Here is a 22,290-nt window from a genome sequence, read left to right as displayed (position 1 = left end):
CACCGCCCACCCGTGCCGCTCCCGCGGCGGGGGTGGGCGCTGTGGTGCGCGTCACGCACGGCGGCGTACCTGCCAGAGGGCCGCCGCTCCGAGGAGGGCCACCACGGCGACTCCCGCCATCAGGCCGATCGAAGGGCCCGAGTCCTGCGGCTCGGCCTGTTCCTTCGCGGGCGCGGGGGCCTTCTCCGCGGAGACCTGCTCTCCGCAGCCCTTCTCCGGGTAGCCCGATATCGCGCACAGCAGGGCGTTGGAGTCGTAGCGCAGGGGCTTGGCGACCGCGGCGAGGGCCTCCGCCGTGCTGGCGTCCTCGGCCACCTGCGCGCAGGCCGTGCGGCCGGCCGGCGGGGTTTCGCCGGACGGGGCGTCGGCGGGGGTGCCGAAGTCGATGACCAGGGCCACGCGCTTGGTGCCGTCCTTCGCCGGGGTCCCGGCGCAGATGGTGTCGAAGTCCGCGGCGCCGCGGGGCTTCGCCGCGTCGCCGGAGTCCTCGCTGACGGAGAAGCGGAAGCCGTGGACGTCGCCGTCGGAGGGGCGGGCCAGGGACGGGCCCTGGGTGGCGTACGTCCACGCCGTGCCGTCCTGTTCCCAGAAGGACCAGTAGCGGTAGCCGACGGCCTGGGCCTGGCCCGCGCCTGCCAGCAGGGGCAGGAGCGCGGCCAGGAACAGGAGGGTGACGCGGCGGATCACGGCTGCTTCTTCTTCGCGCGGCCGCTGAACAGGAAGCCGATGCCGATGCCGGCGATCAGGCAGACACCGACGAACCACCAGACGCCGAAGCCGGAGTCGGAGTCGTCCTTCTTCTCGTCCTTGTCGTCCGACGCCTCGGCGGTCTTCTCGGCGGCCGGGCCCGTCGCGGTCAGCTGCTTCACCAGGTCCGTGCCGCCGAAGGCGCGCGGGTCGGCGCCCGTCGCGTGCGCGGCGAAGATCAGCTGGGCGTAGGCGGCGGGACCGCTCTGCGCCGCCCAGTCGGCGGCGTTCTTCTCCAGCCAGGCGGCGGACGTGCCGGCCTGCTCGGTGGAGCCCTGCGCGGCGAGCGCGACGACCGCGTCGGCCGTGTTGCCGTAGTCGGGCTGGTCCTCGGAGCCGGGGAGGGCGGAGACGAGGTGGCCGCCGTCGGCGAGGGCCTTGGTGAGGTACGCGGCGCCGTTGGCGGCGGCCTGCTCGGGGCTGTCCGCCTTCTCGCAGGCGGCGTCCGGCTGCCCGCCCTTGCCGGGCCCGGCGGCCAGGCCGGCGCCGGTGGAGCCGAGCACGCCCGCCGCCGTCGCGTCCGCGTTGGCGACGAGTTCGCCCTTCTTGTCCGGCTGGAAGGCGAACGCGCCCGCGCCGTCGCCCTCGCAGGGCAGCGCGAGGGCGAGCAGCGCGTCGTAGGGCGACTTGCCGTCCTTCTTCACCTCGGCGGGCTTCTCACCGGCGGCCGCGAGGGCGCCGATGACGACCGAGGTGGAGTTGGTGTCACTGGCGCCGCCCGCGACGTAGCCCCAGCCGCCGTCCTTGTTCTGCACGGACTTCAGCCAGCCGACCGCCTTGTCGGTCACGGCGCCGTGGCCGCCGAGTGCGGCGAGTGCCTGGACGGCGGCGGCGGTCTGGTTGGTGTCGACCGTCGTCGTGTCGTCGCACGCCTTCGCGGTGTCGGCGCGGTAGGGGGCGAAGGAGCCGTCGGCGCACTGCTGTCCGGTCAGCCAGTCCACGGCGGCCTTCGGCGGTTCGACACCGACCGTGTGCTGGGCGAGCAGGGCGAGCGACTGGCGCCAGACGCCGTCGTACTGGGGGTCTGCGTCGCCGTACAGGGCGGAGGGGAGCGCCGGCCGGGACGGCGACGGGGACGGGTCGGCGGCGGCCGGTGCGGCGGCGCCGATCACGGCGGCGGCGGCCAGAACCGCTGCGCTGCGGCGGATGTTCATGATCGGCGGGTGCCTCTCCCTGAAGAGGGCCGGGCAGCGCGGGACACCCCGGCGGCTCGGCTCCGTATACCTCGACGGTGCCCGTGCGCCGGCGGGACTGCCGGGCACGTGAGCCGGTCACGATCCGTGTGGGGCAGTCCGGCTCACCGTCCCAGGCGTCGCGGCGGGCGGCTCACGGTTGCGGGTCAGCGCCGGAATTGCACCGGCTTCCCCCCGTACGGGTGTGATGACGACGCCGCCACTCTACCCGCCCGTAAGAAGGGGGTCAGGGGTGGCCGCGGGAGGCGGGACCGGGGCGGGGCCGTGAGGTGACGGAGGTCACGGGAGGGGCGAGACGTGGCCCGCACCCGCTCTCCCCGGACGGGGACCGCGGGTGCGGGCACGTGCGGGGCGGGTGCGGGCCGGGCCAGGACGCCGTACGGGCTCCGACCTGCGGCGAAGGCGTGTTGCCGCCGTTCACGGTGAAACCGGAGCTGGTGGACGCCCCGGCCGCGAGGGAGCCGTTCCGGCTGGAGCGGACGGTCGTGACGGTGCCGCTGCCGTCCCCGGTGGGTGAGCCGTTCCACACGGAGACGGCCTTCTGCGGGGGCGCCATGGTGACGTTCACGCTGCGGGCGCGGATCGGGGCGCTGCCGGCGGTGATCGTCACCTTCCCGTTGCAGCCGCCGCCCCGGACCGGGGTGAGGGGTCGTCTCAGGAGGCGTCGCAGGGCCGCGGCGCCGCCAGGTCGACCAGGCGGCATGCCGTCTCGATGTCGGCCCTGACCTGTGCGATCGAGGCGCGGCCCGAGAGCCAGGTGATCAGGGCCGAGTGCCAGGTGTGCTCGATCACGCGGACCGCCGAGAGCTGGCCCGGCGTCGGATCGGTCAGCCCCATGGCGTCCAGGATGATCACCGTGGTCTGCCGGGAGACCTGGTCGACCTCCGCGCTCACGCTGCGGTCCGCGAAGGTCAGGGCCCGCACCATCGCCTCGGCCAGCTGCGGCTCGCGCTGGAGGGCGCGGAAGGCCCGCATCAGGGTCTCCGCGACCCGCTCGGCGGCGGTGTCACCGGCCGGGGGTTTCCTCCGCAGTGTTCCGTGCATGTGCTCCAACTGGTCCTGCATCGTGGCGACCAGCAGATGGATCTTGGACGGGAAGTACCGGTACAGCGTCCCCAGTGCGACCTGGGAGGACTCGGCGACCTCGCGCATCTGCACCGCGTCGAAGCCGCCCCGGCCGGCCAGTTGGGCGCACGCCCGGAGGATGCGGAGCCGGCGCGCCTCCTGCCGCTCGGTGAGCGGGGAGGGCGGGTCGGTGCGCGGCGCGGCGGAGGGTGTGCGCGCGGGGGCGGGAGCGGTGCGCGCGGGTGCGGGTGCGGGCGCGGTGTGCGCGGGGCGTGCGGGTGTGGGCGCGGTGTGCGCGGTGTCGGCCCCCGGTCGGGCCGGCCCGCCGGCCGCGGCCGCCGTCACCGCGCCGGCCGCACCGGCCGTGTCAGCCGCTTCGGCCGTGTCGGCCGCAGGGGCTGCCTTGGTCGCCTCGGTCCTGTTGGCTTCCGCGGGCATGGGTCCCGTCCGTGACAGTCGGTGAGGGTGGATGATCGGACAGCATGGCACGCCGTCCGCCGTGGCGTGAATCACCTGATCCACTGGTCACAGCATCCCTACCTGCCGGTAGATTCGGATCCTCCAGACGATCAACTCTGAAACTTGTTCTAGATCGGCGTCCCGGCGTACTGTCGCGGGACAGTGCAGGAGAAGGGGGCCCAGAGTGACCGCTGAGGCCAGTCAGGCCGGGCCCTCGGCGGGGCCCGCATCCGACGGCTTGCGACCGCTCCGGATCGCACTCCTCACCTACAAGGGGAACCCGTTCTGCGGCGGTCAGGGCGTCTACGTGCGCCACCTCTCCCGCGAACTCGCCCGCCTCGGACACCGCGTCGAGGTGATCGGCGCCCAGCCCTACGCCGTGCTCGACGAGGGCTACGACGGGCTGAGCCTCACCGAGCTGCCCAGCCTCGACCTGTACCGCCAGCCGGACCCCTTCCGCACCCCGAAGCGTGACGAGTACCGCGACTGGATCGACGCGCTCGAGGTCGGCACGATGTGGACCGGCGGCTTCCCCGAGCCGCTGACCTTCTCCCTGCGCGCCCGCCGCCATCTGCGCGCCCGGCGCGGCGACTTCGACGTCGTCCACGACAACCAGACGCTCGGCTACGGCCTGCTCGGCGACGTCGGCGCCCCCCTGGTGACGACCATCCACCACCCCATCACCGTCGACCGGCGGCTCGAACTGGACGCCGCCGAGAACTGGCAGCGGCGCCTCTCGGTGCGCCGCTGGTACGCCTTCACCCGCATGCAGAAGCGGGTCGCGCGCCGGCTGCCGTCCGTCCTCACCGTCTCCGGCACCTCACGCCAGGAGATCGTCGAGGACCTCGGCGTGCGCGAGGACCGCATCCACGTCGTCCACATCGGCGCCGACACCGACCTGTTCTCGCCCGACCCGTCCGTGGCGGTCGTCCCGGGCCGGATCGTGACCACCTCCAGCGCGGACGTGCCGCTGAAGGGCCTGGTCTTCCTCGTCGAGGCGCTGGCGAAGGTGCGGGCCGAGCAGCCCGACGCCCACCTCGTCGTGGTCGGCAAGCGGCCCACGGAGGGGCCCGTCGCCCAGGCGATGGAGCGGTACGGCCTCGAGGGCGCCGTCGAATTCGTCAAGGGCATCTCGGACGCCGAACTCGTCGACCTGGTGCGGTCGGCTCAGGTCGCCTGCGTGCCGTCGCTGTACGAGGGCTTCTCCCTGCCCGCCGCCGAGGCCATGGCCACGGGCACCCCGCTGGTCGCCACGACCGGCGGCGCGATCCCCGAGGTCGCCGGGCGCGACGGGGAGACCTGTCTGGCCGTTCCGCCCGGCGACGCCGGGGCGCTGGCCGCCGCGCTGACCCGGCTGCTGGGCGACCCCGAGCTGCGGGCGCGCCTCGGCGCGGCCGGACGCGAGCGGGTGCTGGGGCAGTTCACCTGGGCGCGCGCCGCCGAGGGAACGGTGGCCCGCTACCGCGAGGCGATGGCGACCGCGGCGGCCGGCGCGGGCCGTGACGCCGGCGCCGCCCGTGCGACGGAGCCCGCGGCGCGCCGCCCGGCCCCGGCCGGCCCGGACGTCCTCCCCGACACCCTCGTGGACACGGGTGCCGTCCCCGTGACCGCGGCCGACACCTCCGATCGCGAAAGCAGGGCCACGTGCTGACCGTCGACTTCTCCCGGTTCCCGCTCGCCCCGGGCGACCGTGTCCTGGACCTCGGCTGCGGGGCCGGCCGGCACGCCTTCGAGTGCTACCGGCGCGGTGCCCAGGTGGTGGCGCTGGACCAGAACGGCGAGGAGATCCGCGAGGTCGCCAAGTGGTTCGCGGCGATGAAGGAGGCCGGGGAGGCGCCGGCCGGGGCCACCGCCACCGCGATGGAGGGCGACGCCCTCGCCCTGCCCTTCCCGGACGAGTCCTTCGACGTCGTCATCATCTCCGAGGTGATGGAGCACATCCCCGACGACAAGGGCGTGCTCGCCGAGATGGTGCGGGTGCTCAAGCCCGGCGGACGCATCGCCGTCACCGTGCCGCGCTACGGACCGGAGAAGGTCTGCTGGACCCTCTCCGACGCCTACCACGAGGTGGAGGGCGGCCACATCCGCATCTACAAGGCGGACGAACTGCTGGCGAAGATGCGCGAGGCGGGACTGCGTCCCTACGGCACCCACCACGCGCACGCGCTGCACTCGCCGTACTGGTGGCTGAAGTGCGCGTTCGGCGTGGACAACGACAAGGCGCTGCCGGTACGGGCGTACCACAAGCTGCTGGTCTGGGACATCATGAAGAAGCCGCTGGCCACCCGGGTCGCCGAGCGGGCGCTGAACCCGGTGATCGGCAAGAGCTTCGTCGCCTACGCGACCAAGCCGCACCTGCCGCGTGCCGCGGTCGAGGCGGACGCGACGTGACGAGCTCCAGGACTCCCCGTACGCCCAGGACTCCTCGGACCGAACACCTGGTCCTCGACGGTGTGCTGACGGCCGACCAGGCCGCCGACACCGTCGCCGGGATCCTCGCCGTGCAGCGGGAGGACGGCGCGATCCCGTGGTTCCGGGGGCACCACCTCGACCCGTGGGACCACGTCGAGGCCGCGATGGCACTGGACACCGCCGGAGAGTACGAGGCCGGCGAGCGGGCCTACCTCTGGCTCGCCCGGCACCAGTTGGAGGACGGCTCCTGGTACGCGGCGTACGCCGACGGCGACCCGCTCGACATCACCGACCGGGGCCGGGAGACCAACTTCGTCGCCTACATCGCGGTCGGCGTGTGGCACCACTACCTCTCCACCGGTGACGACACCTTCCTGGACCGCATGTGGCCCACCGTGTGCGCGGCGGTGGAGTTCGTGCTGCGCCTGCAGCAGCCCGGCGGGCAGATCGGCTGGCGGCGCGACGACGACGGCACGCCCACGGCGGACGCGCTGCTCACCGGCTCCTCCTCCGTCCACCACGCGCTGCGCTGTGCGCTGGCCATCGCCGAGCAGCGCGAGGAGCCCCAACCCGACTGGGAGCTGGCGGCGGGCGCGCTGCGGCACGCGATCCGGCACCACCCGGAGCGGTTCCTGGACAAGGACCGCTACTCGATGGACTGGTACTACCCGGTCCTCGGCGGCGCGCTCACCGGCCCGGAGGCCAAGGCGCGCATCGAGGAGGGCTGGGAGCGCTTCGTCGTGCCCGGCCTGGGGGTGCGCTGCGTGGTGCCCAACCCGTGGGTGACCGGCGGCGAGTCGGCCGAACTCGCCCTGGCCCTGTGGGCGATGGGCGAGTCCGACCGTGCGCTGGAGGTGCTCCAGTCCATCCGGCACCTGCGCGATCCGGAGAGCGGCCTGTACTGGACGGGGTACGTCTTCGACGACGACGCCATATGGCCGCGCGAGCTGACCACGTGGACGGCCGGCTCACTCCTGCTGGCGGTCGCCGCCCTCGGCGGCCACGAGCCCACCTGCGCGGTCTTCGGCGGCGAACACCTGCCCAGGGGTCTGGACCCGGACTGCTGCGCCCTCACCTGACCCCCGGACCGCCCCCTGCGGGCCGCCCGGGTCAGTGGCGGCGCATGCGGCCGGCGATGGCGTGGCCGACGAACAGGTAGACGACGGCGGCGAGTCCGTAGCCGAAGACGACCCGGGCCCACTCCTCGTCGAAGGTGAACAGGTCACGCGACCAGGCTGCCAGCACGTTGGCCGCGTCATGGACGAACTGGACCAGATCGTTGGCCCGGTTGGCCTCCAGCAGGTACATCACAATCCACAGTCCGAGGATGACGGCCATGACGTCCGCGATCACCGCGATGACCGTCCCCGCGGAGGTGGAACCAGAGCGATATCGAGGGGACATGCTTTCCGACTGGCCCCGAACGCCCGGTTGAAACCAGGGACGTTCGGGGACGGGACGGAAGCGCGCGGCGAACTCAGCGGTGGGTGAGCAGCAGCCGCCACGCCTCCGGGCCGCGCTGCCGGTACTCCACCGCGAAGGCACCGGGGTGCCGGTCCTCGATCTGCCGCAGCAGCGGCAGCGGGTCGTGCGGGGCGACGAGCAGCATGGCCCGCCCGGCCGGTACGGCGGCGAGCGCGCCGAACACCGTCGCGTGCCGCAGTGCGTGCGGGACCTCCCGGACGTCGAGTTCGGGCACGTCCGCGTCGTCCGACCCGCCGCACCCGCACGTGCCGCCGCAGCCGCCGGCCGCGGACTCGCCGTCGGCCGCTGCCTCCTCGCCGCCGCCGAGCAGTTCGCGCATGCCCCCCAGGAGCCCTGAGAGGGAGATGTCCGGGTTGCCGGCGAGGACGGGGAGGACGAGGTCGTTCTCCTTGTCCAGGTGCTCCTCGAACAGGACCTGGAGCGCCCGCCCGTCGGCCGCCGCCCGCACGGCCGGGCCGGCCTCGCGCAGTGCGTCGACCAGCGCGACGAGCCGCCGGTGCTCGGCGAGCATGCCGTCGATCAGCAGCCGGGCCTCGGGCAGTTCGCGGGCGGCGGAGTAGAGGGTGCCCTCCTCCGCGGTCGCGTGCGGCAACAGCTCCCGGTCGCAGAAGGAGACCAGCGCGGAGCGGACCTCGTCGGCCGCGGCCGGGTCGCCGTCCGCGGCGGCGACCAGCATGGCCACCCGTCCGGCCAGCTCACCGGCCAGCTGGGCGTGATGCGCTTCGACGGCTTCCACGGCCGCCGCGTCCTTGGGGTCCGATGCGAGAGTGAGAGTGCTCATCAGGGGGCCGTTCCTTCCAGCCGTCGACGACCCGTCCGAGCGGAGTGGGCCGGTACCTGCAATATAGTACGGACATGACCGTGGAAAATAACGGCCCGCTTCCCGGGAGCGGCGCACAGCGTGTTCCGCTGTCCCCGCAGCGGCGCGGTGTCCTGCACCACCTGCGCGGCCGGACCGCGCCCGTCACCGCCGCCGCCCTCGCGAAGGTGTGCGCGCTGCACGTCAACACCGTCCGCGAGCACCTGGACGCCCTCGTGGACGACGGTCTGGCCGCCCGTGAACGGTCCGCCCCCGCCGGCCGCGGCCGCCCCGCCTGGCGCTACCGGGCCCGCCCGCCGCAGGCGTCCCCCGCCCGTGAGTACGCCGGGCTCGCCGCCGTCCTGGCCGCCCGGATCGCCCGTGCCAGTACTGATCCGCGCGGGGACGCCCTCGCGGCGGGCGAGGACTGGGGACGTGTCCTGACCACGGGACAGGCGCCGTCGGCGGATCCGAAGGAGGCACGGCAACGCCTGCTGCACCTCCTCGGTGAGATCGGTTTCGCGCCCGAGGCGGACGAGGACGCGCGCCGGGTCCGGCTGCCGCGCTGTCCCTTCGCCGAGACGGCCCGCGAGCACCCCGGTGTGATCTGCGGCGTCCACGAGGGGCTGGCCAGGGCGGCCCTCACCGCACTCGGCGAACAGCACCAGGAGGTCGAACTCCTCCCCTTCGCCGAATCCGACGCCTGCCGACTCCACCTGAGCACCCCCGCTGCCGACAGCGCTCCCGACCCGGGTGCCTCCGCCGGCACCTCCGCCTCTGCCGGCACCTCCGCCCCGGGTGCCTCCGCCGGCGCCGGCCCCCACACCGAGGCCACCGACCCCGCCCACCCCCGACCGTCAGGAGAAGCCCGGTGACCCCGACCCCCGAGGCCCGGCGCGCCGGTGCCCGCCGTGCGCCCCTGCTGCTGGCAGCCGGTCTCTGCCTGCTCGCCGGTCTCGACGCCGCCCTCCTGCTGCTCGGCCTCCCCGCCCCGGTCACCAGTGAGCGCCTGCCCCAGGTGCACGGGGTGCTCCTCGTGCTGGGCTTCGCCGGCACGCTGGTGGCGCTGGAACGCGCGGTCGCCCTGGGCAGCCGCTGGGGCTACCTCGCCCCCGCCGCGCTCGGCACCGGGGGGCTGCTGCTGCTCACCCCCGTGAGCCTCACCGTCCCGCGGTCGCTGCTCGTCGCCGGAAGCGCTGTCCTGACCGCTCTGTACGTACGCTTCTGGCGCCGTCAGCCGAGCGCCGCCCTGCTTGCCCAGGCCGCGGGAGCGGTGTCGGCACTCGGGGCGGCACTGCTGTGGCTGGGCGGCCTCGACGTCCCGCGGCTGCTGCCCTGGCTGGTCGCCTTCCTCGTGCTGACCATCGCCGGCGAGCGACTGGAACTGGCCCGGGTGGCCGCCCTGAGTCCGCACGCCGAGCCCGCCTTCCTGGCCTGCCTCGGCGCGGTCGCCGCCGGAGTCGCCACCACCCTGATGTGGCCCGCCACCGGCACGCTGCTCCTCGGCGCCGCCCTGATAGCCCTGGTCGGCTGGCTCGTCGCGCACGATGTCGCCCGCCGGCTGCTGCGCTCCACCGGACTGCCCCGCTTCACCGCCGCCTGTCTGCTCGCCGGGTACGCGTGGCTGGGCCTGGCCGGCGCGCTGTGGCTGCTGGGCGGTCCGGTCGCCGGGGGCAGCCGCTACGACGCCGTGGTGCACGCCGTGTTCCTCGGCTTCGTGATGTCGATGATCATGGCGCACGCCCCGGTGATCCTGCCCGCCGTACTGCGCCGCCCGCTGCCCTACCACCCCGGGCTCGCGGCGGCGGCCTGGCTGCTGCACGGCTCCCTCCTCCTGCGCGTGGTGGTCGGCGACCTGCGGGAGGTCCGCGGGGCGTGGCAGCTCGGCGGGGTGCTCAACATCGCGGCGGTGCTGCTGTTCGTCCTGACCGCGGCGACCACGTCGGTGGCGGCCACCCGGCGTGCCGCCTCCCCACCGGCCTCCCCACCCGCTTCGCCCGCTCCCGCCCCTGCCGACCCGAGGAACACCCGGTGACCACGCAACTGTCCCCGCCCCCGTCGGCCGGACCCGGCCCCAGGCCGTCCGGACGATCGCCGCGCGCCCTGTGGCACCTCGGTGTGAACGCCGTCGTGGTGGCCTGGCTCGTGCTGTCCGCCGTGGTCGGGAGTGCCCATCACTTCCTCCCCCACGCCGGCTGGCTGCTGGTGCACATCCTGCTGCTCGGAGCGGTCACCAACGCCGTCGTCATCTGGTCGGGCCACTTCGCCGCCTCCGTGCTCCGGCTGCCGGAGGCGAACCGGGGCGCCCCGGCGGCCTTGCGGCTGCTCTGCCTGAACGCCGGCGCCGTCGCCGTGATGGGCGGCATGTTCTCCGACCACTGGCCCGCCGTCCTCGGCGGTGGCACCCTGGTCGCCGCCGCCGTCACCGCCCACGCCGTGTGGCTGGTCCGGCTGCTGCGCCGGGCGCTGCCGGGCCGGTTCACCATGACCGTGCGCTACTACGTGGCGGCCGCCGCGCTGCTGCCCGCCGGGGCGGGACTGGGGGTCCTCATGGCCCGCGGCGACCTCGGTGGTGACCTCCCCGAACGGATGCTGATCGCACACGAGTTGATCAACCTGCTCGGCTGGGTCGGTCTCACCGTCGCCGGAACGCTGATCACCCTGTGGCCGACGATGCTGCGCACCCGGGTCGCCGAAGGGGCGGAACGGGCCGGACGCAGGGCCCTGCCCGTGCTGCTCGCCGGCCTCGGCGCGGCCGTCGCCGCCGCCCTCCTCGGGCCCCCGGCGCTGGCCGCCCCCGGTGTGGCCGCCTACGCCGCCGGGCTGGTGGTCGCGGGCATCCCCTGGGTGCGCGAGGCGCGGGCGAAGGCTCCCCGCTCCTTCGCCGCCTGGTCGGTGGCCGCGGGCAGCCTCTGGCTCGCCGGATCCCTGCTGGTGCTGGCCGGCATCTTCCTCTCCACCACCTCGTGGATCACGGTGGGGGAGCGCACATCCCTGCTGACCGCCCCGCTGGCCGCCGGCTGGATCGCCCAGGTGCTGCTCGGCGCCTTGAGCTTCCTCGTCCCCGTGGTCCTGGGCGGCGGCCCCACGGCCGTACGCGCCGCCACCGCCGGACTCGAACGGGCCTGGCCCGCGCGGCTGACCATCACCAACGCCGCACTGCTGCTCTGCGTCCTCCCGGTGCCGTCCATGGTCCGGGTGGTCAACTCCGTCCTGCTGCTGACGGTGCTGCTGCACTTCCTGGCATCGCTGGTCCTCACGGTCGTACGGGGCCTGCGCGGTCGCCGCGGCGGGTCCGCGGACGCCCCCGCTCCCGCGGACCCGCCCGCCGTCGCGCACCGGGTGCTCGGGGGAGTGGCCCTGGGGCTCGCGGTCGTGCTGCTGGCCGTCGCGGGCGGCGGCGCGGCGGACGTCCGGTCACTGCCGGTCCTGGAGCGGTCGGCCGCGACGAACGCGGACGGCGGCGAGGTGACCCCGACCGGTCGCACCACGACGGTCGAGGTGTCGGTCCGCGGCATGCGGTTCTCACCGGCCTCGATCGAGGTGCCCGCCGGTGACCGTCTCGTCATCGAGCTGGACAACACCGGCACCGACACCCACGACCTGGTGCTGGAGACCGGCGCCCGCACGGACCGCGTCGCGCCGGGGAAGCGGACGACGCTGGACGCGGGGGTCGTCGGCCGGAACCTGGACGGCTGGTGCTCGGTGGTCGGACACCGGCAGATGGGCATGGTCTTCGCGGTACGGGTCACCGGGGGCGACGCCGGCGGCGCGACCGGCAAGGACGACGGCAGCGCCGCGCCCGAGGACGGTGCGGAAACCGGGCACCACCACGGCGCAACGACCTCCGAGGGCACCGGCGAGTCCGCCGCCGACGCCTTCGACCCGATGGCCGTACCGTCCGACGGCTTCACCGCCCGCGACGCCGAACTGCCGCCCACGACCGACCAGACCGGCCCCCGGCTGCACAAGCGCACCCTCACCGTGCGGGAGGCGGAGGCCGAAGTGGCCCCCGGCGTACGGCAGAAGGTGTGGACCTTCGGCGGGACGGTCCCCGGACCCGTCCTGCGGGGTCGCGTCGGTGACACCTTCGAGATCACCCTCGTCAACGACGGCACCCTCGGCCACTCCGTCGACTTCCACGCCGGAGCGCTGGCCCCGGACCGGCCGATGCGCACCATCCAGCCCGGCGAGTCGCTGACGTACCGGTTCGAGGCCACCCGCAGCGGGGTGTGGATGTACCACTGCTCGACCATGCCGATGTCCCTGCACATCGCCAACGGCATGTTCGGCGCCGTGGTCATCGACCCGCCGAACCTGCCGCGCGTCGACCGCGAATACCTGCTGGTCCAGTCGGAGTTCTACCTCGGCGAGCAGAACGGCACGGCCGACGCCGCGAAGCTGAAGTCCCAGGAACCCGACATCGTCGCCTTCAACGGGTACGCCAACCAGTACGACCACGACCCGCTCACCGCGAAGGCCGGCGAGCGGGTACGGATCTGGGTGCTGACGGCGGGCCCGAACGTACCCGGCGCCTTCCACGTCGTGGGCGGACAGTTCGACACGGTGTTCCGTGAGGGCGCGTACGACCTGAAGCCGGGCGGTCCGGAGCAGGGCGGCGCCCAGGTCCTCGATCTCGCCCCCGCTTCGGGCGGATTCGTCGAGCTGACCCTGCCCGGGGCCGGCAACTACCCGTTCGTCTCCCACATCATGAGCGACGCGGAACGCGGCGCGCACGGCGTCCTGCGCGTGCGCTGAACGGACCGCACCGCCGTGGTGGGTGAGACCCGTGATCCGCCGCTCGTCCACTCCTGCTCGGCCCGCCCGAGCGCCGCCCCGATGACCGACTGGACGGCAACGGCCCCCCGCCCGCAGGGGCGAGGGGCCGCGACGAGGAGGAGCGGGGGATCAGCCGCGCTGAATGCCCGACGTGTCCTGCAGGACGCCGCGACGGCCGTCCTGCGTCTGCGCGACGAGCGCCTGGCCGCGCTGCTCGACCGCCAGGTACCAGGTACCGGGGGCCAGTTCGGCGATCGGCGTCGACGAGCCGTCCTCCGGGAACAGCGGCCGGGGCACCGGCACGGCGAACCAGAACGGCGAGAAGTCACCGGCGGGCGCCGGAGCGGCGGGCTGACCCTGCTGCGGCTGCCCCGGGTAGGGCTGCTGCCCGGGGCCGCCGGGCTGGCCCGGCTGCGGCTGGCCACCGAAGGACGCCTGCTGCCCGCCCGCGCCCGGGTAGCCGTAACCGCCGGGAGGCTGGGCGCCGTAGGGCTGCGGCGCGGCCGGACGGGCGGCCGGGAGGAGGGCACCCTTGAGGGCCGGGACCAGGGGCGTCGCGATCGCGGCGCCGGCCATGACGAGCGTGGCGACCAGCGCGAGGATCAGGCCCGTGCCGGCGCCGATGTCCGCGGAGAAGCCCCCGCTGCCGTCGAAACCGCCCACCGGGTCGAAGATGTTGCCGAGCGCGCACCAGGCGGCGAACACCGTGAAGGCCACACCGAACTGGCCGAGGTCGAGTCCGGCGACCTTGCGCGGCTGCGGCAGCCCCCGGGCCACGACGACCAGCGCCGCACCGATGATCCCCGCCAGCACGACGCCGAGCACCACCGGCCCGCTGTCCCACAGGTTGGGGATGTCCGCGCTGTCCGGGGCGCCATCGATCGAGTACAGATCGAGGAACGACGCGATGAACAGCAATACCGCTGCTCCGATCACCACGCCGTCGCCTCGAGTGAGGGAGCGGATATTCACTTCAGGTCCTTCGTAGGTCGTCTCGTCGTCGGAAGAGGCGTCGCTGTCACCATGTCGCCCTAAGGATCCGGTGCGAAGCGCGGGGGTGGCCCCTCATCGTACGGACGACACTATCGTCCGCAGGATCGGGCTGTCCGCCTGGATCACTGCGATGACCCTTACCCGCGCAGGAAGCTCACGATTCCGTCGGAAATCCCTTGCGCCGCTTTCTGCCGCCAGGCACCGCTGGTCAGCAGTGCCGCGTCCTTGCTATCGCGCATGTTGCCGCACTCGATGAACACCTTGGGAACCGTTGACAGATTGAGACCGCCCAGGTCCTTACGCGTGACGAGTCCGGTACCGCCACCGGTGTAGTTGGAGGGCGCGCTGCCGGTGGCGCGGACGAAGTTGCCCGCGATGCGCTCACCGAGGTCGCGCGACGGCCCGACGATGGCGCGGGTGTCGGCGGCACCGGCCCGCACACTGCCCGGCAGGATGACGTGGAAGCCGCGGTTGCCGCTGCCGGAGCCGTCCGCGTGGAGGGAGACGACGGCGTCGGCCCCGGCCTCGTTGCCGATCCGGGCCCGCTCGTCGACGCACGGCCCGAACGGCCGGTCGTCGTCCTGCGTCAGTTTCACCGTGGCGCCCCGCGCTTCGAGGAGCGTACGCATCCGGTGCGCGACGTCGAGGGTGAACTCGGCCTCGGCGTAACCGTCGTTGGTGGAAGTGCCGGTGGTGTCGCACTCCTTGCGGTTCGTGCCGATGTCCACGGTGCGGTTGATCTCGGTGGTGTGCCGGAAGTTGCCCGGATTGTGTCCCGGGTCGATGACGACGACCTTGCCCTTGAGCGCGCCGGACGCGGCGGGGGCGGACGCCGACGGGGACGTCTCGGTGGCGCCGGGCTTCTCGTCCTCGGCCGACGGCGACGCGCTCCCGCCGGAGGGCGACGGCGCACGGGACGGGCCCGGCGCGGAAGCCGACGGGGAGGCGCCTGCCGGGGCGGCCTCGTCGTCCTGCGAGCCGCCCACGGCCGCGTACACGCCCCACCCGAGCAGCCCTCCGGACACGAGCGCGGCGAGCGCCACGGTCAGGGCGCGACGCCGGGACCGCCGGGGCGGGGCAGGTTCGAAGCCGGGTCCTGTGTACGACACGCAGTCACCCTAACGGTCTTCGGCACCCGGGCCCGTACGGCGCAGGACGCGCAGGGAGCCGGTGGCCGACACCTCGGTGAACGCGCCGGACGCGAGGGCGCGGAGGTAGACGCGGTAGGGGGCCTGCCCGGTGAACTCGTCGACGGGGTCGGGGAAGACGTCGTGGATGACGAGGAGGCCGCCCTCGGCGACGTGCGGGGCCCAGCCCTCGTAGTCGGCGGTGGCGTGCTCGTCGGTGTGGCCGCCGTCGATGAAGACGAGGCCGAGCGGGGACGCCCACAGTGCGGCGATCTGGGGGGACCGGCCGACCAGGGCGACCACGTGGTTCTCCAGGCCCGCCCGGTGCAGGGTGCGGCGGAAGGTGGGGAGGGTGTCCATCAGGCCCAGTTCGGGGTCGACGGTCTCCGGGTCGTGGTAGTCCCAGCCGGGCTGCTGTTCCTCGCTGCCGCGGTGGTGGTCCACGGTGAGCGCGGTGACACCGGCCGCGCGGGCCGCGTCGGCGAGCAGGATCGTGGAGCGCCCGCAGTAGGTGCCGACCTCCAGCAGGGGCAGGCCCAGCCGGCCGGCGCCGGCCGCCGCCGCGTACAGGGCCAGGCCCTCGTCCGCGGGCATGAAGCCCTTCGCCGCCTCGAACGCGGCCAGGATCCCGGGCTCGGGTGCCATCGACATGGGGCTTGCCTCTCCCGAGGTCGCAGGTGTGTGCACGGGCTCATGCTGCCGCACGTCCGGCACGCACGGAGGACAGGGGGTACCGGCAGGTGACCGGGACCGTTCCGGCCCGACGCCGTCACGGCGCGCGGGCTGCCGGGAAGCCGTCGCTCAGGGGCCGGTTTCTCCGCGGGCCTCGGCGCGGGCGGCGGGAACGCCCGCCGTCCCCAGGGGCGCGCGCAGGGCCGTCTGCGCGCGGGCCAGGTTCGCGTCCTCCTCGCTGCTCGCCCGCAGCTGCGGGTGCTGCTCGGGGCGGCCCGGCAGGAACAGGGCCAGCAGCAGACCGACGGCCACCGCGGCGGTCGCGATCAGGAAGGAGACGCGGAAGCCGTGCAGCGTCGGGATCTCCACCCCGCCCACGGTGTCCGCCGTGTTCGCCAGCACCATGCCGATGACGGCGCTCGACACCGACGTACCGATGGACCGCATCAGCGTGTTGAGGCCGTTCGCGGCGCCCGTCTCGGAGGCCGGGACCGCGCCGATGATCAGCGCGGGCAGGGAGGAGTAGGCGAGGCCGATGCCCGCGCCGAGCACCACCGAGGTGACGACGGTCTGCCAGACGGCGTCCATCAGCCCGAGTCCGCCCCCGTACCCGGCCGCGATGATCAGCAGGCCGAGGATGAGCGTGTGCTTCGGGCCGTACCGGGTGGACAGCCGGGCGTAGAGGGGAGCGGTGAACATCATCGTCACGCCCAGCGGGGCCACGCACAGGCCCGCCACGACCATCGACTGGCCGAGCCCGTGCCCGGCGGGCAGCTGGAGCAGCTGGGGCAGGACCAGGGAGACGACGAAGAAGGAGACGCCGACCATGATCGACGCGAGGTTGGTGAGCAGCACCTCGCGGCGGGCGGTGGTCCGCAGGTCCACCAGGGGAGCGGCGCGGCGCAGTTCCATGCGGCCCCACAGGAGCAGGACCACGACGGCGGCCCCGAGCAGACCCAGCGTGGTGCCCGAGGACCAGCCCCAGTCGCCGCCCTTGGAGACGGGGAGCAGGAACAGGAGGAGCCCGGCGGACAGGCCCAGCGCGCCCGGCAGGTCGAAGGTGCCCCGGGCGCGCACCGGCGATTCCGGTACGACGGCGAGGGTGAGGACGATGGCGAGGACACCGAGGGCCGCGGCGCCGAAGTAGAGGGCGTGCCAGTCGGAGTGCTGGGCGACCAGCGCGGCGGCGGGCAGCGCGAGGCCGCCGCCGACGCCTATGGAGGAACTCATCAGGGCCATCGCCGAGCCCAGCCGCTCCCGCGGCAGCATGTCGCGCATCAGGCCGATACCGAGCGGAATCGCGCCCATCGCGACTCCCTGGAGCGTACGGCCGGTGATCATCACGATCAGATCACTCGTGCTCGCGCTGACCAGCGCGCCGACGACCATCACCGCGAGGCTGGCGATCAGCATGCGCCGCTTGCCGTACAGATCGCCGAGGCGGCCCATGATCGGGGTGGCGACGGCGCCGGACAGCAGGGTGGAGGTCAGCACCCAGGTGGCGTCGGCGGGGGAGGCGTCCAGCAGGCGCGGCAGGTCCTTGATGACCGGGACCAGCAGGGTCTGCATCACCGCGACGACGATGCCCGCGAAGGCGAGCACCGGGACCACGGCCCCGCCCGCTCTGCCGGAGGGACGGTCGGTCGTCATCTGCGTCATGAAGGGTGCCTCCGGGGGCCGGCCGTTTCCAGCAATACGTGCAAACCGAACCCCGTACACCGAGGCAACTATTCCGATGCTTTGGCACCCTAACGAATTCTTGACCTTTCCTTGAGGCTGTCAAGAGCTCCTCCGCCCGCCCGGCGATCCCGCCCGCCGCCTGTCCGCCCGCGCCGGGCGACCGGGACCGCGTCGGCCGACGGACCGGTGCGGGAGGCCCGGACCGGTTGAGAGCATGGCCCACATGCTCGAAGCCCCCGACACCGCCCGCCTGCCCGCACGCACCGCCTCCCCCATGTGGCTGGTGGTGGCACTGGCGTGCGCCGGGCAGTTCCTCGTCGTCCTCGACATCTCGGTGGTGAACGTCGCGCTGCCGTCGGTGCGCAGCGCCCTGGCGCTCGACGAGCAGGGCCTGCAGTGGGTGGTCACCGCGTACACCATCGCCTTCGCCGGGTTCATGCTGCTCGGCGGCCGCGCCGGTGACCTCTACGGGCGCAAGCGCATGTTCCTCGCCGGCCTCGGCCTGTTCACGCTGGCCTCGCTCGCGGGCGGCCTCGCCCAGGAGGGCTGGCAGCTGCTGCTGGCGCGGGCCGTGCAGGGGCTGGGGGCCGCCGCGCTGGCGCCCTCCACGCTGACCCTCGTCACCTCGGCGGTGCCCGCCGGCGCGGCCCGTGCCCGCGCCATCGCGACCTGGACGGCCGTCGGGGCGGGCGGCGGCGCGGCCGGCGGATTCGTCGGCGGGCTGCTGGTGGACACGCTGTCGTGGCGGTGGGTCCTGCTGATCAACGTACCCGCAGGCGCGGTGCTGCTGGCCGGGGGAGCCCGCTGGCTGACGGGGAGCCGGACCGGGAAGGGGCGCCGGCTCGACCTGCCCGGCGCGCTGCTGGTGACGGCCGGTCTCGCCACGCTGGCGTACGGCATCTCCCAGACCGAGGCCGAGGGCTGGGCGGCGGGCGCCACCCTGGTGCCGCTGTGCGCGGGACTCGCCCTGATCGCGGTGTTCCTCCTCGTCGAGGCACGGGCCAGGGCCCCGCTCATGCCGCTCGGGCTGCTGCGGCTGCGTGCGGTGGCGTCGGCGAACGTGGCGATGTTCCTGAACGGCTCGGCGCTGTTCTGCATGTGGTTCTTCATGACCATGTACGCGCAGAACGTCCTCGGCTACACCCCGCTGGAAGCCGGCCTCGCCCTGGTGCCGAGCTCGCTCGCCGTCGTCCTCGGCTCGCAACTCGCCCCCCGCCTGATGCGTACGGCGGGACCGCGCACGGCGGCGGTGCTCGGCACGCTGATCGCGCTCGTCGGGTGCGCCTGGCAGTCGACGATGACCGTGGACGGGACGTACCTGATCGCGATCCTGTTGCCCGGCGTCCTGATGATGCTCGGCGCGGGCCTCGCCGGAACCCCGCTCGCCGCCCTGGCCATGTCGGGCGCGGCACCGGGGGAGGCCGGTCTGGTCTCCGGGCTGATCAACACCTCCCGCACGATGGGCGGTTCCCTCGGCCTCGCGGTCATGTCGACCGTCGCGGCCGCCCGCACGGCGGGAGTGAGGACCCCGGAGGCCCTGACGGAGGGCTACGCACTGGTCTTCGGCGTGGGAACGGCGGTACTGGCGGCAGGGGCCGTCCTGATGTGGGTCTGGCTGCCGCGCCGCGGGACGGGACCGCACTAGGCACGCCGTCCGGTGCACCGGGGAGCGGGGTCGCCGTTCGTCGGGCCGCGCGGCCGGTGAGGTCACAGCCAGCCCTGGTGGCGGGCCTCCCGCAGGGCTTCCGCGCGGTTGCGGGTGCCGGTCTTGCCGATGGCGGCGGAGAGGTAGTTGCGGACCGTGGACTCGGAGAGGTGGAGACGGGCCGCGACGTCGGCGACGGTGACGCCGTCCGCCGACGCCCGCAGGACGTCGCACTCGCGCGCCGAGAGCGGGTTGGGCCCCGCGCCGAGTGCCGCCGCGGCCAGTGCGGGATCGACCACCGTCTCCCCGGCGAGCACCCGGCGGATCGCCGAGGCCAGCTCCTCCACGGGCCCGTCCTTGACGAGGAACCCGGCCGCCCCCGCGTCCATGGCCCGCCGCAGATAGCCGGGCCTGCCGAACGTGGTGAGGATGAGCACCTTGCAGTACGGCGCCCGCTCACGCAGGTCCGCGGCGGCGTCCAGACCGCTCAGGCCGGGCAGTTCGATGTCGAGGAGCGCGACGTCGGGGCGGTGGGCGAGCACGGTGTCGACGATCAGGTCACCGGCCGCCACCTGGGCCACGACCTCGATGTCGGGCTCCATCCCCAGGAGCAGGGCGAGCGCTCCCCGCATCATCCCCTGGTCCTCCGCGAGCAGGACGCGGACGGACCCGGCGGGCCGGTGGTCGTGCGGCGTCTCGGTCACGGGGGAAGGGTAGGACGCGGGGAGCGCAACGCGCCCGGACGGTGCGGTCATCGCGGCTCGGGCCCCCGCCCCGCTGCCACGGCTTCCGGGGGCGGCCCGGGCGTACCGGCGTCCCCGGCGACGCCCGCCGGCAGCTCCGCCGAGAGCGTGAAGCCCACCCGCGCACCCCCGTCCCCGTCCCCGTCGTCCGCGCCGTCCCCGCGGTCGGTGCGCAGGGTGCCGCCCGCCGCCGCGAGCCGCTCGGCCAGGCCGCGCAGCCCCGTGCCGCCCGTGTCGGTGTCCCGGGCGCCGTCACCGTCGTCCGTGACGGTCAGACGTGCCCGTTCCGGTGTCACCGCCACCGTGATCGCGCAGCGGTGCGCGGCACTGTGCCGTACGACGTTGGTGACCGCCTCGCGCACCACCCACCCCAGCAGCACCTGCGTACGCGGGGCCGGCGGCGGGCCCGAGCGGCGCACCACCGGGGTGACGCCCGCCGCCGTGAGGGCGGAGCACGCCCGGTCGAGCTCCGTGTCCAGGCTGCCGTCCCGGTAGCCCGTCACGGCCTCCCGGATCTCGGTGAGCGCCTGCCGGCCGACCGACTCGATGTCGGTCACCTGGGCGAGTGCCGCGTCCAGGTCGCGCGGTGCCAGCCGGCGGGCCGCCTCCGACTTCACCACCACGACCGACAGGGTGTGCCCGAGCAGGTCGTGCAGGTCGCGGGCGAAGCGCAGTCGTTCCTCCGCCACGGCCCGGCGGGCCAGTTCCTCACGCGCCGCCCGCAGTTCCCGCACCGTCTCCGCCAGCCGCAGGATCGTCGCGGTCACCGTCGCCGAGATCGCCGTCGCGTAGAGGACCGGAAGGCCGTCCCAGCCGTCGTGGGCGAAGGAGACCACCCCCGCGGCCACGGTCACCGCGGCCCCCGCCACCAGGAGCCCACGTCCGCGCAGCACCACGCCGGTCGCGAGCCCCAGCAGCGGGAAGAACAGCAGCCAGCCGCCGCCGTAACCGACGGCGAGCGCACAGGTCACCGCCGCCAGCAGGCCGAGCGCCACCCGGGTGGCGAGCACGTCGCGCCGCCCGCACGGGCGGGCGCTGAACGCCAGGAACACATAGAGCGAGTTGAAGACCAGCAGACCGGCGCCGCCGATCCACGGGTTCGGGGTGGTCCCCTGGAAGAGGTGGGAGAAGGCCCCCATTCCGAGCAGCAGCCACGGCAGCGACCCGGGGCCGCCGGCCGGCGCGGCCCACCCCTTCTCCGTGACGTGCCCCCACGTCCCACACGACGTCGACATGCGTTCAGCCCCCAGTCCGCGCCGTCCAGCCGGCGCCGTCCCCGTTGTTGCCGTACCCGCGGTCGTTCGTGCTGTCCCGCGTGCGTCCCACCCACGACGGTAGGGTCCTTCCGGCCGCCCCGGCAGAGCCGCCCGTACGGCTTTCGGCAGGACACATGTCCCGCCCGCCGCCCTCCAGGGGACGCCCACCGGGGGCCGGCCGGACAGAGGACAGGGCGAACAGGAGACCCATGCCCATCGACGCAGCCCGGGCGCTCGCCGCCCCGCCCCGTACCGCCCGGATCTCCTGGACCGCGCAGGACGTGCTGCTCTACCACCTGGGCATCGGCGCGGGCCGCCCCGCCACCGACCCCGGCGAGCTGCGCTACACCCTGGAGTCCCGGCTGCACGTGCTGCCCGGCTTCGCCACCGTCGCCGGCGGCGGACCGCCCGGCGTGATCCGCGCCCTGTCCGTGCCCGGTGTCGACGTCGACCTCGCCCGCGTCCTGCACGGCGGCCAGTCGCTCACCGTGCACCGCCCCCTGCCGGCCGAGGGCACCGCCACCACCACCGACCGGATCACCGCCGTGTACGACAAGGGCAGCGCGGCCCTCCTCGTCCTGCGCACCGAGGCCGCCGACGGCGACGGCCCGCTGTGGACCTGCGAGGCACGGGTCCACGTCCGCGGTGAAGGCGGCTGGGGCGGTGAGCGCGGCCCCTCCGCGCGGAAACCGGTGCCCGCCGGCCCGCCGGACCGGACCCTCGACCTGCCCGTGCGGGAGGACCAGGCCCTGCTCTACCGCCTGACCGGCGACCGCAACCCGCTGCACGCCGACCCCGCGTTCGCGGCGCTCGCCGGGTTCCAACGGCCCGTCCTGCACGGGCTGTGCACCTACGGCATGACCCTCAAGGCCGTGGTCGACACCCTGCTCGACGGCGACGTCACCCGCGTCCGCTCCTGCACCGCCCGGTTCGCCGGGGTCGCGTACCCGGGAGAGACGCTGCGGACCCGGCTGTGGCGCGGCGACGGCGACGTGACGGTGACCGTGAGCGCGGCCGGACGCGGGGACGCGCCGGTGCTCACGGACACCACCGTCACCCACGCGTGAACGGCGAACGGCCCCGCCCGTCGGTGTGCGACGGGCGGGGCCGTGGCGGGACCCGCTGACTGACGTACCGTCAGGCAGCCGATCCCACGCACTCGTTCTCCGGTGCCGGCCTGCGGTGACGGCCACGCGGGGACGCCTCAGCCTCCTGCGTGGAGACCGGCCCCCGGT

General features: G+C 74.4%; 20 protein-coding genes. 8 read left to right on the top strand and 12 right to left on the bottom strand.

All coding sequences use genetic code 11. The annotated features are described in order from the left end of the window. Nucleotides 1–51: 51 nt before the first annotated feature. The 4 genes from ACZ6A9_RS07090 to ACZ6A9_RS07075 form a co-directional block, all read right to left on the bottom strand. A complete protein-coding gene (locus tag ACZ6A9_RS07090; RefSeq protein ID WP_468979881.1) occupies nt 52–687 on the bottom strand; it encodes an SCO2322 family protein in 636 nt (211 codons plus the stop codon). Beyond that, entirely contained in the window at nt 684–1,901 is a 1,218-nt protein-coding gene (locus ACZ6A9_RS07085) for a prenyltransferase/squalene oxidase repeat-containing protein (protein WP_468979878.1), read from the bottom strand. The genes ACZ6A9_RS07090 and ACZ6A9_RS07085 overlap by 4 nt, the downstream gene beginning before the upstream one ends. 265 nt (nt 1,902–2,166) lie before the next feature. Next, nucleotides 2,167–2,643: a cellulose binding domain-containing protein gene (locus tag ACZ6A9_RS07080; protein WP_468979873.1), complete on the bottom strand. Its 477-nt coding sequence runs from the start codon at nt 2,641–2,643 to the stop codon at nt 2,167–2,169. Further along, nucleotides 2,595–3,350 carry a TetR family transcriptional regulator gene (locus tag ACZ6A9_RS07075; protein WP_468980691.1) on the bottom strand — a complete coding sequence of 252 codons (756 nt, stop codon included), beginning with the start codon at nt 3,348–3,350 and terminating at the stop codon, nt 2,595–2,597. Before ACZ6A9_RS07075 ends, ACZ6A9_RS07080 begins: the two co-directional genes overlap by 49 nt. A gap of 298 nt (nt 3,351–3,648) precedes the next feature. Here ACZ6A9_RS07075 and ACZ6A9_RS07070 point away from each other — a divergent pair, with 298 nt between their 5' ends. The 3 genes from ACZ6A9_RS07070 to ACZ6A9_RS07060 are packed head-to-tail and all read left to right on the top strand — an operon-like array spanning nt 3,649 to nt 6,955. After that, entirely contained in the window at nt 3,649–5,115 is a 1,467-nt protein-coding gene (locus ACZ6A9_RS07070) for a glycosyltransferase family 4 protein (RefSeq protein ID WP_468979870.1), read from the top strand. Then, entirely contained in the window at nt 5,109–5,855 is a 747-nt protein-coding gene (locus ACZ6A9_RS07065; protein WP_468979866.1) for a class I SAM-dependent methyltransferase, read from the top strand. Before ACZ6A9_RS07070 ends, ACZ6A9_RS07065 begins: the two co-directional genes overlap by 7 nt. Then, the gene (locus ACZ6A9_RS07060; RefSeq protein WP_468979863.1) at nt 5,852–6,955 is read left to right on the top strand and encodes a prenyltransferase; all 1,104 of its coding nucleotides are present in this window, start codon (nt 5,852–5,854) and stop codon (nt 6,953–6,955) included. Before ACZ6A9_RS07065 ends, ACZ6A9_RS07060 begins: the two co-directional genes overlap by 4 nt. A 31-nt stretch (nt 6,956–6,986) precedes the next feature. Here ACZ6A9_RS07060 and ACZ6A9_RS07055 read toward each other — a convergent pair whose 3' ends face one another. Together ACZ6A9_RS07055 and ACZ6A9_RS07050 are read right to left on the bottom strand one after the other, a co-directional pair. Further along, nucleotides 6,987–7,280 (bottom strand): hypothetical protein, encoded by a 294-nt coding sequence (locus ACZ6A9_RS07055; protein ID WP_468979857.1) that lies wholly within the window; start codon nt 7,278–7,280, stop codon nt 6,987–6,989. A gap of 73 nt (nt 7,281–7,353) precedes the next feature. After that, nucleotides 7,354–8,142, bottom strand: a complete 789-nt coding sequence (locus ACZ6A9_RS07050; RefSeq protein WP_468979854.1) for a DUF2249 domain-containing protein — start codon at nt 8,140–8,142, stop codon at nt 7,354–7,356. Nucleotides 8,143–8,216: 74 nt separating this feature from the next. Here ACZ6A9_RS07050 and ACZ6A9_RS07045 point away from each other — a divergent pair, with 74 nt between their 5' ends. The 3 genes from ACZ6A9_RS07045 to ACZ6A9_RS07035 are packed head-to-tail and all read left to right on the top strand — an operon-like array spanning nt 8,217 to nt 12,918. Beyond that, nucleotides 8,217–9,035, top strand: coding sequence for a helix-turn-helix transcriptional regulator (locus tag ACZ6A9_RS07045; protein ID WP_468979851.1), 819 nt, complete (start codon nt 8,217–8,219; stop codon nt 9,033–9,035). Next, nucleotides 9,032–10,195: a hypothetical protein gene (locus tag ACZ6A9_RS07040; RefSeq protein WP_468979848.1), complete on the top strand. Its 1,164-nt coding sequence runs from the start codon at nt 9,032–9,034 to the stop codon at nt 10,193–10,195. Before ACZ6A9_RS07045 ends, ACZ6A9_RS07040 begins: the two co-directional genes overlap by 4 nt. After that, nucleotides 10,192–12,918 (top strand): multicopper oxidase domain-containing protein, encoded by a 2,727-nt coding sequence (locus ACZ6A9_RS07035; protein ID WP_468979841.1) that lies wholly within the window; start codon nt 10,192–10,194, stop codon nt 12,916–12,918. The genes ACZ6A9_RS07040 and ACZ6A9_RS07035 overlap by 4 nt, the downstream gene beginning before the upstream one ends. A 150-nt stretch (nt 12,919–13,068) precedes the next feature. Here the strand turns inward: ACZ6A9_RS07035 and ACZ6A9_RS07030 are convergent, their stop codons facing one another. From ACZ6A9_RS07030 to ACZ6A9_RS07015, 4 genes are all read right to left on the bottom strand, one after another. After that, complete coding sequence (locus tag ACZ6A9_RS07030; protein WP_468979839.1) at nt 13,069–13,911, bottom strand: hypothetical protein; 843 nt, start codon at nt 13,909–13,911, stop codon at nt 13,069–13,071. A 158-nt stretch (nt 13,912–14,069) separates the two neighbouring features. After that, nucleotides 14,070–15,041 carry an N-acetylmuramoyl-L-alanine amidase gene (locus ACZ6A9_RS07025; protein WP_468979836.1) on the bottom strand — a complete coding sequence of 324 codons (972 nt, stop codon included), beginning with the start codon at nt 15,039–15,041 and terminating at the stop codon, nt 14,070–14,072. A 9-nt stretch (nt 15,042–15,050) separates the two neighbouring features. Then, complete coding sequence (locus tag ACZ6A9_RS07020; RefSeq protein WP_468979831.1) at nt 15,051–15,710, bottom strand: class I SAM-dependent methyltransferase; 660 nt, start codon at nt 15,708–15,710, stop codon at nt 15,051–15,053. Nucleotides 15,711–15,860: 150 nt separating this feature from the next. Further along, nucleotides 15,861–17,390 (bottom strand): MFS transporter, encoded by a 1,530-nt coding sequence (locus ACZ6A9_RS07015; RefSeq protein ID WP_468979826.1) that lies wholly within the window; start codon nt 17,388–17,390, stop codon nt 15,861–15,863. A 235-nt stretch (nt 17,391–17,625) separates the two neighbouring features. Here ACZ6A9_RS07015 and ACZ6A9_RS07010 point away from each other — a divergent pair, with 235 nt between their 5' ends. Beyond that, nucleotides 17,626–19,056 carry an MFS transporter gene (locus ACZ6A9_RS07010; protein ID WP_468979821.1) on the top strand — a complete coding sequence of 477 codons (1,431 nt, stop codon included), beginning with the start codon at nt 17,626–17,628 and terminating at the stop codon, nt 19,054–19,056. A gap of 62 nt (nt 19,057–19,118) precedes the next feature. On the opposite strand, the gene ACZ6A9_RS07005 is transcribed toward ACZ6A9_RS07010, so the two are convergent. After that, nucleotides 19,119–19,760 carry a response regulator gene (locus ACZ6A9_RS07005; protein ID WP_468979819.1) on the bottom strand — a complete coding sequence of 214 codons (642 nt, stop codon included), beginning with the start codon at nt 19,758–19,760 and terminating at the stop codon, nt 19,119–19,121. A gap of 47 nt (nt 19,761–19,807) precedes the next feature. Continuing rightward, complete coding sequence (locus ACZ6A9_RS07000; protein ID WP_468979816.1) at nt 19,808–21,034, bottom strand: sensor histidine kinase; 1,227 nt, start codon at nt 21,032–21,034, stop codon at nt 19,808–19,810. A 230-nt stretch (nt 21,035–21,264) separates the two neighbouring features. Between ACZ6A9_RS07000 and ACZ6A9_RS06995 the strand changes: the two genes are divergently transcribed. Then, nucleotides 21,265–22,122 carry a MaoC/PaaZ C-terminal domain-containing protein gene (locus ACZ6A9_RS06995; protein ID WP_468979813.1) on the top strand — a complete coding sequence of 286 codons (858 nt, stop codon included), beginning with the start codon at nt 21,265–21,267 and terminating at the stop codon, nt 22,120–22,122. The last annotated feature ends 168 nt before the right edge of the window (nt 22,123–22,290 follow it).

It is taken from the genome of Streptomyces sp. NPDC041124 (assembly GCF_055592385.1).
This window is presented reverse-complemented; position numbering and strand designations above follow the sequence as displayed.

Bases quoted from the DNA above. Each gene is read 5' to 3' on its own strand.
- ACZ6A9_RS07085 (WP_468979878.1), bottom strand. From the start codon at position 1,901: ATGAACATCCGCCGCAGCGCAGCGGTTCTGGCCGCCGCCGCCGTGATC.
- ACZ6A9_RS07080 (WP_468979873.1), bottom strand. From the start codon at position 2,643: ATGCCGCCTGGTCGACCTGGCGGCGCCGCGGCCCTGCGACGCCTCCTG.
- ACZ6A9_RS07055 (WP_468979857.1), bottom strand. From the start codon at position 7,280: ATGTCCCCTCGATATCGCTCTGGTTCCACCTCCGCGGGGACGGTCATC.
- ACZ6A9_RS07050 (WP_468979854.1), bottom strand. From the start codon at position 8,142: ATGAGCACTCTCACTCTCGCATCGGACCCCAAGGACGCGGCGGCCGTG.
- ACZ6A9_RS07045 (WP_468979851.1), top strand. From the start codon at position 8,217: ATGACCGTGGAAAATAACGGCCCGCTTCCCGGGAGCGGCGCACAGCGT.
- ACZ6A9_RS07020 (WP_468979831.1), bottom strand. From the start codon at position 15,710: ATGTCGATGGCACCCGAGCCCGGGATCCTGGCCGCGTTCGAGGCGGCG.
- ACZ6A9_RS07015 (WP_468979826.1), bottom strand. From the start codon at position 17,390: ATGACGCAGATGACGACCGACCGTCCCTCCGGCAGAGCGGGCGGGGCC.
- ACZ6A9_RS07010 (WP_468979821.1), top strand. From the start codon at position 17,626: ATGGCCCACATGCTCGAAGCCCCCGACACCGCCCGCCTGCCCGCACGC.
- ACZ6A9_RS07000 (WP_468979816.1), bottom strand. From the start codon at position 21,034: ATGTCGACGTCGTGTGGGACGTGGGGGCACGTCACGGAGAAGGGGTGG.
- ACZ6A9_RS06995 (WP_468979813.1), top strand. From the start codon at position 21,265: ATGCCCATCGACGCAGCCCGGGCGCTCGCCGCCCCGCCCCGTACCGCC.